Raw genomic sequence first — 17557 nt, 5'->3', positions numbered from 1 at the left:
CGGTCCGGAACAGATAGCGTTAATCCGGGGGCCGCCATGCAGCAGATTGCGGACTGGCTCAAAAAACTTGGTTTGTCCGAGCATGCGCAGCTTTTTGCCGAAAACCACATCGATTTTTCAGTACTTCCCGAACTAACCGATCAGGACCTGAAAGACCTCGGCATTGTTCTGGGTGATCGACGCAAATTGTTGCGCGCGATAGCCGACCTGAGCGGGACAGAGAAAATTCAATCCAAACCGACGGAGGCGCTGACTACGACCGTGGTCCCACAATCACAGGACAGCGCAGAGCGTCGCCAAGTCTCTGTGATGTTCGCGGATTTGGTCGGTTCAACTGCGTTATCCGCGCGAATGGACCCGGAGGACTTGCGCGAGATTATTTCGGCCTATCAGAGATGCGTCACCGAGACCGTCCGTGGCCTTGGCGGGTTCGTCGCGAAGTACATGGGCGACGGGGTCCTAGTGTACTTCGGGTATCCCCAAGCACATGAGGACGACGCAGAGCGGGCGGTACGAGCCGGACTTGAACTGATCGCGGCGGTCTGCGCGCTGAAGGCTCCTGTCTCATTGCAAACTCGTGTAGGCATAGCCACTGGGCTGGTCGTGGTCGGCGACCTGATCGGCTCGGGTGAAGCGCAGGAGCGCGGCGTCGTCGGCGAGACGCCAAACCTCGCGGCTCGACTGCAAGGGATCGCCGAGCCGAACACGGTGGTCATCGCCGAAAGCTCACGGAAACTGCTTGGCAACCTCTTCGAGCTTGCGGACCTCGGGGCGCACGATTTGAAGGGCTTCGCGGGGCAGGTGCGGGCCTGGACAGCGCTGCGGGCGAGTTCAGTGGCAAGCCGCTTCGAGGCGCAGCACGAGACCAAGCTAACCCCTTTAGTGGGCCGGGACGAAGAATTGGAGCTGCTGCTTCGCCGCTGGCGGCAGGTGGTTAGCGGAGAAGGTCGTGTGGTGTTGCTGTCGGGCGAACCGGGGATCGGCAAGTCGCGACTGATCGTGGCGCTCGAGGACCAGCTTCAAACGGAGCAGTACACGCCGCTGCGATATTTTTGCTCACCTTTACATACCGACAGCACTCTGTATCCGATCATATCGCAACTCGAACGAGCGGCGGGCTTTAACCGCAACGATGCGATGGAAGCCAAACTCGATAAGCTATCATCGCTGCTCGGTGCGTCGTCCAATCATGGCAATGATGTTCAGCTCCTTGCGGAATTACTCACAATCCCAACAAATGATCGTTACGCGCCGTTGGATTTGAGTGCGAGCCAGAAGAAGCAGAAAACCATGCAGGCACTGGTCCGCCAGCTTGAGCTATTGGGCCGACAACGGCCGGTGCTGATGATCTTCGAGGACGCGCACTGGATCGACCCCAGCTCGCGCGAATTGTTGGACACGACCATCGAGCGCGTAGCTCGCTTGCCGGTTTTGCTGGTCATCACCTTCCGACCCGAATTTCATCCGCCATGGACCGGCCAAGCGCATGTGACCACGCTGAACCTCAGTCGACTTGGTCGTCGGGAAGGTGCCAGTCTGGCGGGATCGGTGGCACGAAACAACGTGTTACCCGTGGAGATTATTGACGAGATCATTGAACGGACGGACGGCATCCCGCTTTTTGTCGAGGAATTGACCAAGGCCGTTGTAGAAGCGAGAGTTCGCGACGGTGACGAGGCAAGCACACTGAACCGCGTCCCTCCTTCCGCGCTTGCTATTCCGGCTACTTTGCACGCTTCGTTGACGGCACGCCTTGATCGCCTCGGAGCCGCTGCGAGGGAGGTGGCGCAGATCGGTGCCGCCATAGGACGAGAGTTCTCTTACGAAGTTCTAGCGCCAATCGCGCAGAAGACTGATATGGAGGTGCAAACGGCGCTCAGCCACCTCACCGATGCCGAGCTGGTCTTTTGCCGGGGCACCCCGCCGCAAGCAACGTACCTGTTCAAACACGCGCTCGTGCGTGACGTGGCCTACGGAAGCCTATTGCGTGGCCAGCGCCGACATCTCCATGGCCGCATTGCCGAGGTGTTGGCCGAACACTTTCCGACGACGGTCGAGGCGGAGCCCGAAGTGCTGGCCCATCATTATCGTGAGGCCGGCATGGCCGACGCGGCGAGCACATACCTCGAGCGCGCTGGCGACCGCGCTGCCGCTCGCTCCGCCTATATCGAGGCGACGGCGCATTTCAGGGCAGCGATTGAGCAAGCGGATCGCCTACCTCAGAAGGAGCAGCGCGCCCCACGCGCTTTAACTTTGCTGCTCAAGCTCGGACCAGCTATTGCCGTGACCATCGGTGAATGGAAGCCCGAGGTTGAAGCGGTTTATCGGCGCGCCCGTGACCTTGGACGCGAGGTCGGGGATGGGCCCCAGCTATTTCGGGCGACCTGGGGACTTTGGCTCTGCGCCAGCCGCACGGATAACAAGCAATCCCGGAAGTGGACCGAAGAACTGACTTCCCTTGCACAACGGCTCGGCGACGAAAGCTTTCTTCTAGAAGCGCTACACTGTCAGTGGGGTGATGAGTATTTCGCTGGCAACGTACCGCAGCTTCTGGAGACTACAGAGGAGGGCATACGGCGCTACGATCCTAAGCGGCACGCCCAACTTGCAGAAGCCTTTGCCGGGCATGATCCAGGTGTCTGCGCACTGGTCTGTCACGCCGTAGGGCTTTCGCTGCGCGGCCTCCCGGATCAGGCACGCCGCACGGTGGAGAGGGCCTTACTGCTTGCCGAATCCCTGGTGCATCCACCGAGCAATGCGTTCGCCCACGCAGTAGCAGGACGGACCTTCATGATAATTCGCGACCGCCACGGCGGCGAGCGGACCGGCGCACGGACGGTGGCGCTTGCGGAGAAGTTCGACCTTCCGTTCTTCCGCTGGTACGGCCGCTATGTCGGGGGCCGGGCGAAGGCGCAAGGGCCTACCTTGTTGGAGGGTCTCGCTTCGATGGAAGAGGCTTTTCCTTTTGTAGTGAATGAGCTGCAGTATAAGTTCTTTGCTGCCGCCTTGGCTGAGGCGCGGTTCGACGCGGGCCGAGTGACGGACGCTCTCGCGCTCGTAGATCACGCCGTCAACACTGGAGATGGCCCGGGGAGCGGACTATACGTGCCAGAAATCCACCGGCTCCGGGGCGTGTTTTTAAAAAGTCTTGGGTCCCCGGCCGAGGAGGTTGAGAGCGCGCTTCGTACCGGACTGAAGCTTGCGGAGGAGCAGGGCGCGTTCCTGCTGAAACTTCGCGCCGCCACCAGCCTCGCGCGGCTCTGGCGCGACCAGGGCAAGGTGCAGCAAGCGCGCGAACTGCTGGCTCCGGTCTACGGCTGGTTCACCGAAGGGTTCGACACCCTTGATCTCCAAGAGGCAAAGGCGCTGCTCGACGAGTTAACGTCATAACCGAGTTCGTGATCGACACCGGCTGGAATGTTGGCCCTTAGCGGACATTCACTTAGGCATCTTCAATGTCAGCTTTTGACGGCAATCCGGAATCTCGCAATCCCCGCACGCGGGTACCCGATTCAGATTTATGCGTACACCCTAATCCCGTCATGTTCCAAAGCATGATCCGGAAAAGCGAAGCGGTTTTCCCTCGCGGCAAACGCGAACGCGTTTGCGCGGAGACCATCGCTCTTTTAGCTTCAGGCCGTCGCGAGCGGCCTGACCCGGAGCGCGCCGCGCAGGCCGGCGCCGGTGCCGAGCATGATGCCGGCGATCGCGATGAAGGACGACAGCGACAGCGTCGACAGTCCGGTCAGCCCCTGCCCGACCGAGCAGCCGAACGCCATCACGCCGCCCGCGCCCATCAGCGCCGCGCCGCCGGCCGAGCGCAGCATGTGCTGCGGCGATCGATAGCCTTCGAGCTCGAAGCGTCCGGTGGCAATCGCCGTGATCAGGCTGCCGGCGAACACGCCGAACACGGTGACGATGCCGAAATTGAGCGTCGAGCCGGTCGACAGCATGATGTATTGCAGCGCGTCGGCGATCGGGGCGATGAAGGTCAATGACGTCACCGGCACCGGATTGAAATCATCGGCACCGAGATAGCCGGTCGCGTACCAGCCGCCTGCGACCAGCAGGCCGACGATCAAGCCGGCCGCGATCTGACCCGGCGACTTGCGGAACGGGGCATGGGCAAAGGCGAAGATGATCAGGATGGCAGCGAGCACCGAGGCCGCGACCATCCGCGCCGGCGCCGCGCCGAAGCCGATGTTCGCGAGCAGCGCCGGCACCGAATTGGCTGATACCGTGGCCTGCGAGGCCTGCACCATCGCGATCCGGGCCGGGGCGATCAGGCCCTTCAGCGTCATCTCGGCGAAGATGCCGAGCACGATCACGACCACGAAAGAACGCAGGTTGCCGCGCCCGAGCAGCACCAGCGCCCGCGAGCCGCAGCCGTTCGACAGCACCATGCCGTAGCCGAACAAGAGCCCGCCGAGGAACATCACCGGCGCCGAGAAGGATGCTTGCAGATAGATCGACTTGCCGAGATCGACGAGGCCGGCGGCTGCCAGCAGTTGGGAGGCCGCGATCGCAACCCCCATCGCCAGCGCATAGGTGCGCGCCAGCCGGCCATCGCCCTCCGCCCACCAGCCGCGCAGCCCGCTCATCATGCAGAACCCGCTGACGAGCCCGACCGAGCCATAGATCAGGCCGATGATCAGGGCAGCGAAGATGACAATGGTGGCGGGGTCCATGCTATTTCCTCAAGAGTTCTCGTCATTGCGAGAAGCGAAGCGACGAAGCAATCCATTCCGTAGCATCCGCGCGCGAGGAACGATGGATTGCTTCGCTTCGCTCGCAATGACGGCATGTCATGGTCGTAGGATCACGCGGTCGCGCGACGAGCCTGCCACGGCAACAAACGCCGCCTCGGCCTGTTCCAGCGGATAAATCGCGCTTGGCTTGATCGGAAACGGCTTCAGATGTCCGCCGGCAAAACCCGGCGCGAGCTCGCGCAACACGTCGCCGGTCGCGACCGACGACAGCGCGAGTGTGTCGATGCCGACATAGGTGTGCTGGCCCCGATAGAACTCGAGGATGTTGAACTGCACGATGCGGTCGACCGCCGCGATCAGGATCTGGCGGCCGCGCAACGCCAGCGACTTGTGCGCGGCCTGGAAATAGGGATCGCCGACCGTGTTGTAGACAATGTCGGCGCCCTTGCCGCCGGTCAGCTCGCGCACCCGGGTCGCAACATCGACCGCGGAAGCATCGATCACCTCGACCGGCGAATTGCTGTGACCCTCATAGGGCTCGCCCTTGCGCACCACGCCGATCACGCGTGCACCGTGCCAGCTCGCGATCTGCACCGCGGCTTGCCCGACCTTGCCGTTGACGCCCATCACAAGCACGGTCTCGCCTGCCTTCGGAACGCCGGCGCGGCGCAGGCCTTCCATCGCGGTGACAAAGGGCACGCCGATCCCGGCGGCTTCGTCCCAGGAAATGCCGGCGGGCTTGTCCACCACGGCGCCAGCCTCAACAACCAGATGCGTTGCGTGGGTGCCGTCGCGGCGGATGCCGAGGTCGCCGGATGAGCCGAACACTTCGCGCCCGATCAGGCCGGACGGACCGTCGATTACGACGCCGGCATAGTCCCGGCCGGAGGTGCGCGGGAATACGGCATAGGGCATCAGCCCGGTCGCGGCCTTGACGTCGGACGGATTGACCGCCGCCGCCTTGACCTCGATCAGGACGTCGTTGTCGCCGCGCGAGAGGACGTGCTTCTCGACCACCGGCGCCACCGCCGCCGCGTCCTCTGCCTTCGCCAGCAGGCGGACGCAGCGGGCGTCGACAGGATGACGGTTTGCTTGCGGGGCCGGCGGCATGAATATTCCAGTCCTGGTCGTGAAGCGCGCCGCAAAGCGCGCGGATCGTGGCGGCCAAGCGGCCTCACGTCATGACTAATCGACTGACCGATCAATTCAAGGGGCTTGTTGAGGCCGAAGAAATCAGAGCTTCGGCGGCGGGGCCGTGGCCAGCAGCGTCTCGATCGACAGGCCAAGCCCGAGCAGCCTGGCATCGCTGCCGACGGGACCGTCGAGCTCGAGCCCAACCGGCAGGCCATCAGGCGTCATGCCGGCATAGAGCGACAGCCCGGGAAGTCCGGCATTGCTGCCGGGATCGGTGTTGCGGATCATGGTGCCGAAGGTCGGCACCGGCTCGCCGCCATTGACCGACATCTCGCCGGACCCGGTCTTTTCGTCGATGAGCGGCGCCGGCGCGATCGTGGTCGGAAACAGGATGGCGTCCAGTTTGTTGTCGCTGAGATAGGCGGCATAGATCGCCTGCAGCGCCGGCCGCTGCACCTTGATCGCATCGTCATAGGCCGCGCCGAACGCGTCCGCAGTAATCGCACCAAAGGCGCCGACGACGTCGGGACTGGCGACACCGGCCGCGATGTCGGACAGCGTGATCCCTTCGATCCCGGAGGCGGCGAGCCAGGCCGGGATGTCGGCGATCGGTTCGTGCAGCGCGACCACGAACGACACCTTGCCGTTCTGCTCGAACAGGTCGGGCATATCGACATCGACCAGCACCGCTCCATCAGCCGTGAGCCGGGCACAGGCTGCGCGGGCAACGGTCTCGACATCGCGATCGAGGCCGCTCCAGAAACAGGCGGGAATACCGAGACGCACGCCGCGCAGCGGAATGGCTGCGGCCTGCGGCGTGCCTGTGATCACGGCATCGAGCAGCGCGACGTCGGCGACGGTGCGTCCCATCGGGCCGACCGTGTCGCGGGTATGGCTGATCGGAACCACCTGGTTGTCGTCGTGGTAGCGCCGCTGCGCGCCGCCGTTGCCGACTGAAGGCCGCAGCCCCACGGTCCCGGTCAGCGCCGCCGGCACGCGGGTCGAGCCGCCGGTGTCAGATCCAAGGCCGCAGGTGGCGATACGCGCGGCGATCGCCGCCGACGTTCCGCCCGATGAGCCGCCGGGGATCCGGCTGATGTCGTAGGGATTCCGCACCGGTCCCGCGAACGGCGCGAGATTGGTGCTGGTGATGCCGAAAGCGAGCTCATGCAGATTGGTCTTGCCGATGACGACGGCGCCGGCGTCGAGCAGCTTCTGCAGCGACGGCGCATTGCGCGCAGGCCGCGCGTGTTGCAGCGCCGGCGTGCCACCCGATGTCGGCAGGTCAGACGTGTTGATGTTGTCCTTGACGACGATGGGAAGGCCGGCCAGTGCGCCGGTGCGCTTTCCGGCATCGACCTCACGCGCCGCAGCCAGCGCGCCGTCGCGGTTGAGCACGATGAAGGCGTTGAGGTGCTTGAGCCGCTCGGCGCGATCGAGCGCCGCCTCGACGACGCTGACCGCCGTTACTTTCTTGTCGCGGATACCAGCCACGATTTCCGCAGCCGTTGCTTCGTTGGTATCGGCCATGGAAACCCCGCGCCCTCTTCGGTTGCGGGCGAGAGGCTATTCTTTCGGCCGCTTGTCGTAAACCCGTTTTGCCTTGCCGAGCGAACGCTCAAGCGTCTCGGGCGCGACGACGCGGACGCGGGTGGAGATGCCGATCGTGTTCTTGATGAAGGCGGATACCTTCTCGGCATGCGCCGTGAGCCCTTCGCCGTCCCAGCTCTCGGGCCGGGCTTCGGCGAGCACCGTCATCTCGTCCATGCGGCCCTCCCGCGTCAGCTCGATGACGAAGTGGCCGCCGCACCAGTCGGTCGCCAGCAGCGCTTCCTCGATCTGGGTCGGGAATACGTTGACGCCGCGCAGGATGATCATGTCGTCGGAGCGGCCGGTCACCTTCTCCATCCGCCGCATGCTGGGCCGCGCCGTGCCCGGCAACAGCCGCGTCAGGTCGCGGGTGCGGTAGCGGATGATCGGGAAGCCTTCCTTGGTGAGCGAGGTGAACACCAGTTCGCCCTTCTCGCCATCGCCAAGCACCTTGCCGGTCAGGGGATCGATCACCTCGGGATAGAAGTGATCCTCCCAGATGTGCAGGCCGTCCTTGGTTTCCACGCATTCCTGCGCCACGCCCGGGCCGATCACCTCGGACAGGCCGTAGATGTCGGTGGCGTCCATGTCGAAGGCCTGCTCGATCTCGACGCGCATCGCGTTGGTCCAGGGCTCAGCGCCGAAGATGCCGAACTTCAGCGACGATTTGCGCGGGTCGAGGCCCTGCCGCTTGAACTCGTCGAGGATCGCCAGCATGTAGCTCGGCGTCACCGTGATGATGTCCGGCCGGAAATCGTTGATCAGCTGCACCTGCCGCTCGGTCATGCCGCCGGAGATCGGGATCACCGTGCAGCCGAGCCGCTCGGCGCCGTAATGCGCGCCGAGGCCGCCGGTGAACAGGCCGTAGCCATAGGCATTGTGCATCAGCATGCCCTTGCGGCCGCCGGCGGCGCGGATCGAGCGCGCCATCACATCGGCCCAGGTGTCGATGTCGGCCCTGGTGTAGCCGACCACGATCGGCTTGCCTGTTGTGCCCGAGGAGGCATGGACCCGCACCAGCTGCTCGCGCGGCACCGCGAACATGTTGAAGGGATAGTTGTCGCGCAGATCGGTCTTCACCGTGAAGGGAAACTTGGCGAGATCGGAAAGCTGCTTGAAGTCTGTCGGATGCACGCCGGCGGCGTCGAAGCTTTTCTTGTAGTGCGCGACATTGTCATAGGCATGCTTGAGCGACCAGGCGAGCCGCCTGGTCTGCAACGCCATGATCTCGTCGCGCGAGGCGCGTTCAGCCGCATCAAGCTCGGCGCGATAGCCGCTGTCACTAACCCTGAGCTTTGCCGTTGCCATCGACGTTTCCTCTGAGACTTATGCCTTGATGTCCAGCTCGGGCAGCCAGCTGCCCGGTATCACGCGCGAATGTCCGCGGAATTCAGCGATCACGCTGTCGCCGGCGGTGACGCGCACGTCGTAAATTCCCGAGCGGCCGCTGCGCGAAATCTCGCGCGCGGTCGCGACCAGGCGATCGCCGAGCTTGCCGGGCCGGATGAACGTGACGTTGCCCTGCGCCGCGACCGCGCGATCGTTATGGCTGTTGCAGGCAAAGGCGAAGGCGGAATCGGCGAGCGTGAAGATGTAGCCGCCATGGCAGATGCGCTGGCCGTTGACCATGTGCGGCTGCACGGTCATCGCCATCGTCGCGTGCCCCGGCTTGATCTCGACAAGCTCCATTCCGAGACCCTTGCTGGCGTCGTCTTCCTTCCACATCGCATCCGCGCAGGCGCGGGCCAGATCTTCCGGCGTCAAGTCCTCAGGCGATAGCGTGGCCTTCACGTTCACATCGAACTCCCTGTGCACGGACCCGTTGCAACGGGCCTCTTGGTGTCAGTGTTGGGCGCGACACCTTGGGTGTCAACGCGCGCGTAGAATTAGACGTGGTCGTAGTCGACCACGACCTTCTCCGAGCACGGCTTGGCCTGGCAGGTGAGGATGAACCCCGCCTTCAGCTCCCACGGCTCCAGCGAATAATTCAAATCCATCGGCGCCTCGCCTTCGACGAGCTTGGCGCGGCAGGTCGAGCACATGCCGCCCTTGCAGGCGAACGGCAGATCCATGCCGGCGCGCAGCGCGGCGTCGAGGATCGACTCGCCGTCGGCCACCGGCACCTCACGGCGCTTGCCGTCGATGATCAGCCCGGCGATCGCCTTCGGCGGCGCGCCTGCGGGAACGACGACCTTCGGACGCGGCTTGCCGCCGAATTCCGACACGAAGCGTTCGACATGGATGCGCTCGTCGGCGATGCCGATCTCGCGGCAGGTCGCCTCGATGGTCTCGCTCATCGCGGCCGGGCCGCAGACGAAAACATGATCGACGGTTGCGGCCGGCACCAGCGAGCGCAGCAGCACCCGCACCTTCTCGCCGTCGAGCCGGCCGTGCAGGATCGGAATGTCCTGCTCTTCGCCGGAGATGACGTGGAAGACCGACAGCCGCTGCATGAAGCGGTCCTTCAGCTCCTCCAGCGCCTCGCGGAACATGACGCCTTCGGTAGAGCGGTTGCCGTAGAACAGGAAGAAGCGGCTGTCCGGCTCGCGCGCGAGCACGCCCTTGATGATCGAGTGGATCGGCGTGATGCCGCTGCCGGCGGCGAACCCGGCATAGGTCCGCGCCACGTCAGGCGCGTGGGCAACGCCAAAGCGTCCGGTCGGCGTCATCACGTCGAGCTCGTCGCCGGCCTTCAGTTCGTCGGCGGCCCAGTTCGAGAACGCACCGCCATCGACCTTCTTCACCGCGATGCGCAGCTCGCCGTCGTCGGGACCGGAGCAGATCGAATAGGATCGACGAACTTCCTCGCCGTCCATCGTGGTGCGCAGCGTCAGGTACTGGCCGGGCGTGAAACGGTAGTCGGCTTGCAGATCGTCGGGGATCGCAAAGGTCATCGAGATGGCGTCAGACGCCTCGCGGCGCAGATCGCTGACGGACAGACGGTGGAATCGTGGTGTAAGTGACATCATCTATCTCCGCCGTCATTGCGAGGAGCGAAGCGACGAAGCAATCCATCGGTCCGCGAGCGCGGAAGCATGGATTGCTTCGCTTCGCTCGCAATGACGGAGTGCTTGTTGACGGCCTCGGGCATGGTCAATGACACTTGAAGTAATCGAAGGGTTCACGGCAGCTCTTGCAACGCCACAGCGCCTTGCAGGAAGTCGAGCCGAATTCGGACAGCAGTTCGGTGGCGCCTGACCCGCATTGCGGGCACGTCACCTGTTGCTCGCCGAACAGCGCGCGGCGCGAGGAGCCCGGCAGCGGCGGCGCGATGCCGTATTCCCTGAGCTTGCGGCGGCCGTCCTCGCTCATCCAGTCGGTGGTCCAGGCCGGCGACAGCACGGTGCGGACTTTCGGCCGATGAATGCCTTCGCGCTCCAGCGCCAGCTCGATCTCGAGCGCGATCATGTTCATCGCGGGGCAGCCGGAATAGGTCGGCGTGATCGCGACCTCGACATGGCCGTCGCGGACCGCGACATCGCGCAGCACGCCGAGATCGGCGATGGTGAGAACCGGGATTTCGGGATCCACCACTTGCGCAGCCGCGCTCCAGGCGCGCCGGCGCAAATCGGCATCGCTGAGGGCGACGGTCACCATGTTGCCCCCGGGAAGGTTCGCTGCAGGGACTGCAATTCGCTGAGGAGATGACCAAGATGCTCGCTATGGCTGCCGATGCGGCCGCCCTGCTGCATCCAGTCGCTGTTCGGCAACGCCAGCGTCGCCTCGTTGACGATACCGGTCACGGTCTTCAGCCAGCGCGACTTCAGCGTCGCCGGGTCGATCGCGATGCCGGCGTCGATCAGGCCGCGTTCACCGTCGTCGACCGCGAACATCTCGCCGGTATAGGCCCAGAGGTCGTCGACCGCATTCTGCGCGCGGCGATGGCTTTCCTCGGTGCCGTCGCCGAGACGAACGATCCATTCCGACGAGTGCCGCAGATGGTACGCGCTCTCCTTCTCCGACTTCGCCGCGATCGCGGCAAAGGTCGGATCGGAGGAAGCCATCATCGCGCGCCAGTAGAGATCGGCGAACGCCGCGTAGAAGAACTGCCGCACCATGGTGCGGGCGAAATCGCCGTTCGGCTGCTCGACCAGCAAGAGATTGCGGTACTGCCTGACATCGCGCAGATAGGCGAACTTGTCCTCGTCGTTGCCGCGGCCTTCGACCTTGGCGGCGTAGGTGTAGAGCTCGCGGGCCTGGCCGAGCAGGTCGAGCCCCATATTGGCGAGCGCCATGTCCTCTTCCATCGCCGGCGCATGGCCGCACCATTCGGACAGCCGATGGCCGAGGATCAGCGCATCGTCGGCACGGCGCAGTGCATAGAGCACCAGCGGCGTTTCGGAGACTTCGATATTGGCGACGGCCATTTGATCAACTCGCTAGTATTTTTCGTCATTGCGAGGAGCGGAGCGACGAAGCAATCCATACTTGCTTCTTGCTTTGCGGTCCGATGGATTGCTTCGCTTCGCTCGCAATGACGAGCGGAGACAAAATCACATATGCCCGACTTCGTCGGGAACGTCGTAGAAGGTCGGGTGGCGATAGATCTTGGATTCCGCCGGCTCGAACATCATGCCCTTCTCTGTGGGATCGGACGCGGTGATCGCGTTGGAGGGCACCACCCAGATCGAGAGCCCCTCGCCGCGGCGGGTGTAGATGTCGCGCGCGGCCTGCAGTGCGAGCGTCGCGTCCGCCGCGTGCAGCGAGCCGACGTGCTTATGCGCAAGGCCGTTGCGGCTGCGGATGAAGACTTCCCAGAGCGGAACGTTCGGCGTGGTCATCTCTAGCCTCCCTTATTCTGCAGCTTGCGCGAGCTGGCGGCTCTTGCGCTTCTCGGCATAGGCCGCGGCCGCCTCGCGCACCCAGGCGCCCTCCTCATGCGCCTTGCGGCGCGCGGCGAGGCGATCGCGGTTGCAGGGACCGTTGCCGGCCAGCACCTGCTTGAACTCGTCCCAGTCGATCGGGCTGTGCACCCAATTGCCGTTCTCGTTCTGCTTCATGCCGGGATCGGGAATCGTCAGCCCGAGGAACTCGGCCTGCGGCACGGTGGCGTCGATGAATTTCTGGCGCAGCTCGTCGTTAGAGAAGCGCTTGATCTTCCACTTGGTCGAGGTGTCGCTGTGCTGGCTGACCTGATCCGGGGGGCCGAACATCATCAGCACCGGCCACCACCAGCGATCGAGCGCGTTCTGCGCCATCGCCTTCTGCTCCGCGGTGCCGCGGCACAGCGTCACCATGATCTCGAAACCCTGGCGCTGGTGGAACGACTCTTCCTTGCAGACGCGGATCATCGCGCGCGCATAGGGGCCGTAGGAGCAGCGGCACAGCGGGATCTGGTTCATGATCGCCGCGCCGTCGACCAGCCAGCCGATGGTGCCGATGTCGGCCCAGGTCAGGGTCGGGTAATTGAAGATCGAGGAATACTTCGCCTTGCCCGAGAGCATCGCGTCGACCAGCTCCTCACGCGAGGTACCGAGCGTCTCGGCGGCGGCGTAAAGATAGAGCCCGTGGCCGCATTCGTCCTGCACCTTGGCGAGCAGCGCGGCCTTGCGGCGCAGCGACGGGGCGCGGGTAATCCAGTTGCCCTCGGGCAGCATGCCGACGATTTCGGAATGGGCGTGCTGGGAAATCTGCCGGGTCAGCGTCTTGCGGTAGGCGGCGGGCATCCAGTCGTTCGGCTCGATGCGCTCATCGGCATCGATGCGGGCCTGGAACTGACTGGCACGGGCAACATCCTCGACGCCGCGATCGTCGCCGTCGGATGAGTTGAGCGCCTGCGTATACATGGCCGACCTCCCGGTGTGTTGTTAGGCGAGAATATATAACATAATTTTCAAAATGCAAGATGTTTTTGTAATATGTTCAGATGCCCTCGAAACGCCGCGCCACGGCCCCGTTGGGCTTCGGCAGCGGCCCGTCCTCGTTGGTTGCGTGGTCGTCAAGCCATTGTTCCGACAGCGAAAGCAGGCCGCGATAGATCTCGCCGCAGAGTTTGCGCGCGGCCCTGCCCGGCCAATCCTTCGGCAATAGCTGATACGGTAGCAGCGGATCGCGCAGCACGACCCGGCGGTAATGGTGGATCAGCAGAATGCGCGCGGTGAACGCGTCGGCGTCGCTGAGCTTCTCGCCGCGCACGATCCAGCCGTGCAGCGGCTCGAAGGTCTTCATGAACTTCAGATAGGCATCCGCGGTGCGATCGAGCGGCCAGCTCTCGCTGAGCAGCCGGCGCCCGCTGTCGTCCTCCGCCGAGACTTCAAGGCGGATCGCGCGCGCAGCTTCATCGGGGATCGGCGCGCCCGACGGTGCGACCCACACGCCGGGCAGCGGGCTGCCGAAGCCGGCATTCTTCAGCGCCTCGCGCGCGGCGTCGCGATCCTCGGCATTGCCGATCAACAGCAGTTCGAAGCGGCCGGTCCAGTCCGACGGCGGCGGATCGTAGATGTGCCTGGTCGCAGTGTCGAAGGTCTGGCGGCCCTTGGCGTTCAGCCGATAGAAGCTGTTACGGCCGACCTTGCTGCGCTCCAGCCAGCCGTCGGCGGCGAGCCGCGACATCGCGGTGCGCACCACATTGCCATCGATGTCGAGCGACTTGAAGAATTCGAGCAGCGTGCCGAGCCACACCGCGCCGCCGCGCGGCACGATGGAGTCGCCGAACACGGTGATGATGATCGAGCCGGTGCGCGACGGCTCGCGCTTCAGCTGATCGACGATGCGGGCAAGCGGCTGTGGCATGCCTCAACGCATAGCGCGTTTTGTCGATTCACGACAATGCGGGGTGCCGACCTGCTCCCTCGCCCCGCTCTTCGCGGGGAGAGGGCTGGGGTGAGGGGCGCCTCCGCAAAAACGGTGAGAGGCGACCCGTGGATACCCGGATCGCATCTGCGATGCGATCCGACCTCTCCCCGCAAGCGGGGCGAGGTGAAGAGAGACCTTCGCAAGATCTATCGATTGGGATTCGGATAGACGAGGCTGCGCCAGCCGCTGCGATCGAACGGTGCCCACTCGCCTTCCTTCTGGGCGAGACGATCGGCAACCGCATAGACCACCGCCGGATGATGGCCCATGCCGCAATGGCTGCTCTCGACCTCGATGCTGTCGGTCATCGACGAGCTCTCTTCGCGGCAGCCCTGCCAGGCGCAGACGCCGTCGGTGCGGCTGAAGATCGCGGTGGTCGGCACCGGCGGCGCGCTGGCGAGCGAACCGCCGAAACGCGAATCCTCCTCGTCGGCGCGGCGGCCGCTGGCCATCTCATAGACGCGCCAGGCGTTGGTCGATTTCGGGCCTGCAGCGAACGGGCTGCCGAGCGTGATCACCTGGCGCACGCGATCCGGCATCATCTTGGCGAGCTGGCGCGCATAGAGGCCGCCGAGGCTCCAGCCGATCAGCGAGACCTTGCGGCCGCTGGTCTCATTCATCTCCTGCAGCAGATCGACCATCCCGTCCTGCACGCCTGAGCGCAGCCCGAGGTTACGGCCCTGGCGCCAGCCGCTGACGGCGTAGCCCTTGCTCTTGAGGAAGTCGCGCAGCGGACGCGTGGACATGTCGGAGGCGATCAGCCCGGGCAGCACGAGTACCGGATGCCCGTCGCCGCGCGGCGCGAGGCTCAACAGCGGCAATGCACCAAGGAAGGCACCGAGCTCATGAATGGCGCGGCCTTCCAGGAACATCAGCGTCCTGGACGGCGGGCGTAGCGTCTGCGCAGCAACCGACATTTCAACTCCTCTTCGGACGGCCCCTGACGTCTCGGCGGCCGGCAATGGAATCAACGGGAATAGGTCAACGGAGTTGACGCAAACCCGGCGGAATCGTTCCGCAACGCAACAATCAGTCTTGAAAAGCTAGGGAACCGGATACTTTGGTGCAAGCGGTCCAGGTCACACTTGTCACAACTATTGTGATGTCCGTGCCCAATCGGTCACAGCAGCCGCAGCACGTATTCCAGCGTGTAAAGCGCGAGCCCGGCAAGCCCGCCGATCAGCGAGCCGTTGAAGCGGATGTATTGCAGGTCCTTGCCGACATTGACCTCGATTAGCGAAATCAACTGCTCCATATCCCAGCTCTTCATCTGGTCGGCGATGAAGCTCGAGACGCCGCTCTTCTGCTCGGCGACGACGGTGCGCAGGATCGCGACCAGGCCCTGGTTGATCTCGCCGCGCAACTCGGCGTCGCCGTGGAGCGCATCGCCGGCCTCGACGAACATTCGGGCCAGCTGATGCTGCAGCACCTGCGACTCGCCCGAGGCGCTGCGCTCGATGAAGTCCTTGACGTTGGCCCAGATGGTGCGCCCGAGATTGGCAAGCTCCGGCCGCGCCATGAGATCACGCTTCAGACCGTCGATGCGGTCGGCGAACGCCTTGTCGCTGCCGAGCCGATCGACGAACGACAGCAGCATGCGGTCGAACTCGCCGCGGAACGGATGCTGCGGATCGTTGCGCACTTCCTCGAAGAATTTCGTGGCCGAGGCGATGATCCGGTTCACCACGAACTTGTCGGCACGATAAAGTCTCAGCAGCGTCGGCATCTCCGCGCGGACCTTGTCGCGAATCACGGTCATGGTCTCCTGCTGCGTCAGCGTCTGGTGCAGCACGCGCAGGATGTCGTCGAGCAGGCCGCCATGCTTGCCCTCCTGCACGAAGCCGCGCAGCGCGCCGGCCGCGAGCGGGGCGAGATCGATCGCGAGCACCTGCGTCGTGATGCGGCGGCTGATGAACTGCATCAACCCCGAGTTCTCGGTCGCCGCGAACGCTTCGGGCAGCATCCGCAGCACGAAGCGGGCGAGATCCTCGGAGCGCTTGCGGTCGCGCAGCCAGTCGGCGATGAACGAACCGAAATCGATCTCGCGGAGCTTGGCCTCGACCGGCCCGGATTCCAGAAAATTGTTCTCGATGAATTCGCCGAGCTTCTCGGCGATGCGTTCCTGATTGCTTTGGATGATCGCGGTGTGCGGGATCGGCAAGCCCAGCGGCCGCTTGAACAGCGCGACGACGGCATACCAGTCGGCAAGCCCGCCGATGGTCGCGGCTTCGGCAAAGGCCGCGATGAAGCCGAATACGGGATGCACCGGCAGCAGCGCTTTCGAGACGACGAAGATGATGAGGGTTGCCGCCAGCACCCCGGTCGCCAGCCACTTCACGCGGCGCAGTTCGGCTGCGCGTTCGGCATCGACGGGCGTTGCGATGAGGGCGGCGGGAAGGGTCATGGGCGCTTCGAATGTACGCTAGTTTGCCTCCGCTCGCACCTCCAGCGACAAAGGCGAAGCCTTTGCGCGGCGGTGACGGAATTGGCTTACTCAGCTTGCTCAGTGTCATCACCCGCGCATGCGGGTGATCCAGTATTCCAGAGACAGCAGTGCTTGAGCCGATAGGCCGCGGCGTACTGGGTCGCCCGGTCGAGCCGGGCGACGACAATAGTGGATGAGGACAGAGTCTTCACATCCTCTCAGGATGATGACCGTGAGGCAAAAAAGAAGGCCCGCGAAATGGCGGGCCTTCGAAAAGGGCAGTTGGTCAGTGCAAGCGCGATCAGGCGGTCTTGCCGTAGACCTTGGCGAAGTTGTCCTGCGCGGTCTTCGCACCGTCGGTGACGAGCTTGCCGAGATACTCGGTCGTGGCCTTCGCCCGCGAGACGAACAGTTCGCCACGCGCACGGACCATGTCCGACTGGATCTGGGCAGCTTCGCTCAGCGACTTGGCGGAAGCGAGCTTGTCGATGCCGGCGAAGAACGCCTCGGCGTCCTGGTAAATCGCCTGCTGGATGTTGCGGCTGATCTTGGCGGCTTCGGTCACCGAACCGGCAACAGCGGTCTCGATCACGTTGGTCACCTTCTCGGAGCCGGCATACGCATCGGCAGCGCGGGTCTTGGCGGCCTCGGCCTGCTTCTTCACGAACTCACGGGCGGCTTCCGGAACTTCCAGGTTCTGGAGCTTGGTGAACGCCTCGGTGACGGGCGCGAAGGCTTCCTTGACGCTGTTCAGCACGGAATTGGTTTCGGTGGTCATTGGGGTCTCTCCATCCTCAGGTTTGAGCTATGGGCTCACCCCGTCCGGATTGGCCCGGGGCAAAAGTGTTATGTCACAATCCATGGTGCGCCGCAACATTGATGTTGCATCGCGATATCACGAACT

The 17557-nt window shown here is 64.2% G+C and carries 15 protein-coding genes; 1 reads left to right on the top strand and 14 read right to left on the bottom strand.

From position 1 onward, the window contains the following. Positions 1-36: 36 nt before the first annotated feature. Positions 37-3390 carry an AAA family ATPase gene (locus QMZ05_RS07260; RefSeq protein WP_353700170.1) on the top strand — a complete coding sequence of 1118 codons (3354 nt, stop codon included), beginning with the start codon at positions 37-39 and terminating at the stop codon, positions 3388-3390. 242 nt (positions 3391-3632) lie between these two features. Here the strand turns inward: QMZ05_RS07260 and QMZ05_RS07255 are convergent, their stop codons facing one another. The 14 genes from QMZ05_RS07255 to QMZ05_RS07190 form a co-directional block, all read right to left on the bottom strand. Further along, a complete protein-coding gene (locus QMZ05_RS07255) occupies positions 3633-4688 on the bottom strand; it encodes a YeeE/YedE family protein (RefSeq protein WP_353700169.1) in 1056 nt (351 codons plus the stop codon). A 117-nt stretch (positions 4689-4805) separates the two neighbouring features. After that, positions 4806-5819, bottom strand: a complete 1014-nt coding sequence (locus QMZ05_RS07250; RefSeq protein WP_353700168.1) for a zinc-binding alcohol dehydrogenase family protein — start codon at positions 5817-5819, stop codon at positions 4806-4808. 123 nt (positions 5820-5942) lie between these two features. Then, entirely contained in the window at positions 5943-7373 is a 1431-nt protein-coding gene (gene iaaH / locus QMZ05_RS07245; protein WP_353700167.1) for an indoleacetamide hydrolase, read from the bottom strand. A 36-nt stretch (positions 7374-7409) separates the two neighbouring features. Next, positions 7410-8741, bottom strand: coding sequence for a phenylacetate--CoA ligase PaaK (gene paaK, locus QMZ05_RS07240; RefSeq protein WP_353700166.1), 1332 nt, complete (start codon positions 8739-8741; stop codon positions 7410-7412). Between the two features lie 18 nt (positions 8742-8759). Next, positions 8760-9230: a hydroxyphenylacetyl-CoA thioesterase PaaI gene (gene paaI / locus QMZ05_RS07235; RefSeq protein ID WP_353700165.1), complete on the bottom strand. Its 471-nt coding sequence runs from the start codon at positions 9228-9230 to the stop codon at positions 8760-8762. Positions 9231-9319: 89 nt separating this feature from the next. Further along, positions 9320-10402 carry a 1,2-phenylacetyl-CoA epoxidase subunit PaaE gene (paaE, locus tag QMZ05_RS07230; protein WP_353700164.1) on the bottom strand — a complete coding sequence of 361 codons (1083 nt, stop codon included), beginning with the start codon at positions 10400-10402 and terminating at the stop codon, positions 9320-9322. A gap of 124 nt (positions 10403-10526) precedes the next feature. Further along, complete coding sequence (paaD, locus tag QMZ05_RS07225) at positions 10527-11030, bottom strand: 1,2-phenylacetyl-CoA epoxidase subunit PaaD (RefSeq protein ID WP_353700163.1); 504 nt, start codon at positions 11028-11030, stop codon at positions 10527-10529. Next, entirely contained in the window at positions 11024-11800 is a 777-nt protein-coding gene (paaC, locus tag QMZ05_RS07220) for a 1,2-phenylacetyl-CoA epoxidase subunit PaaC (RefSeq protein WP_353700162.1), read from the bottom strand. The genes paaD and paaC overlap by 7 nt, the downstream gene beginning before the upstream one ends. Positions 11801-11926: 126 nt before the next feature. Beyond that, positions 11927-12214 (bottom strand): 1,2-phenylacetyl-CoA epoxidase subunit PaaB, encoded by a 288-nt coding sequence (paaB, locus tag QMZ05_RS07215; RefSeq protein ID WP_353700161.1) that lies wholly within the window; start codon positions 12212-12214, stop codon positions 11927-11929. Positions 12215-12226: 12 nt separating this feature from the next. Next, positions 12227-13219, bottom strand: a complete 993-nt coding sequence (gene paaA, locus QMZ05_RS07210) for a 1,2-phenylacetyl-CoA epoxidase subunit PaaA (protein ID WP_076862499.1) — start codon at positions 13217-13219, stop codon at positions 12227-12229. 76 nt (positions 13220-13295) lie between these two features. Then, a complete protein-coding gene (gene paaX, locus QMZ05_RS07205) occupies positions 13296-14165 on the bottom strand; it encodes a phenylacetic acid degradation operon negative regulatory protein PaaX (protein WP_353700160.1) in 870 nt (289 codons plus the stop codon). A 209-nt stretch (positions 14166-14374) separates the two neighbouring features. Next, positions 14375-15145: an alpha/beta hydrolase gene (locus tag QMZ05_RS07200; RefSeq protein ID WP_353700159.1), complete on the bottom strand. Its 771-nt coding sequence runs from the start codon at positions 15143-15145 to the stop codon at positions 14375-14377. Between the two features lie 203 nt (positions 15146-15348). Next, the gene (locus QMZ05_RS07195) at positions 15349-16632 is read right to left on the bottom strand and encodes a DUF445 family protein (protein ID WP_353700158.1); all 1284 of its coding nucleotides are present in this window, start codon (positions 16630-16632) and stop codon (positions 15349-15351) included. 322 nt (positions 16633-16954) lie between these two features. Further along, positions 16955-17431: a phasin gene (locus QMZ05_RS07190; protein WP_074130326.1), complete on the bottom strand. Its 477-nt coding sequence runs from the start codon at positions 17429-17431 to the stop codon at positions 16955-16957. Positions 17432-17557: the final 126 nt, after the last annotated feature.

This window comes from Bradyrhizobium sp. INPA03-11B (assembly GCF_040446015.1).
GTDB lineage: Bacteria > Pseudomonadota > Alphaproteobacteria > Rhizobiales > Xanthobacteraceae > Bradyrhizobium > Bradyrhizobium macuxiense_A.
The sequence above is the reverse complement of the archived record's forward strand: the minus strand, read 5'-3'. Positions and strand labels throughout refer to the sequence as shown.